At 65.1% G+C, this 241-nt stretch carries 1 protein-coding gene; it reads right to left on the bottom strand.

From position 1 onward, the window contains the following. On the bottom strand, positions 1-241 hold a 241-nt coding region (locus BST12_RS30190; RefSeq protein ID WP_139802144.1), incomplete at both ends, for a beta-ketoacyl synthase N-terminal-like domain-containing protein.

The raw sequence follows: 241 nt of genomic DNA, 5'->3' as shown, positions 1-241 counted from the left end.
TCCACCGACACCGCCGGCCCCTCCAACCCCAACACATACGCCACCCGACCCGAGGTCACACTGGTGGCACTGCCGGTCACCCCATAGCCCTCCAACGCATCCAGGGGCTGACCCAATCCGTAGTCGGGGTCCATCATTCCGGCGAACACACCGGTGGCCGAGCCTCGTAGTGACAGCGGGTCAATTCCGGCGCTCTCCAACGCTTCCCACGAGCACTCCAGCAACAACCGCTGCTGCGGAT

It is taken from the genome of Mycobacterium angelicum (assembly GCF_002086155.1).
GTDB lineage: Bacteria > Actinomycetota > Actinomycetes > Mycobacteriales > Mycobacteriaceae > Mycobacterium > Mycobacterium angelicum.
This window is presented reverse-complemented; position numbering and strand designations above follow the sequence as displayed.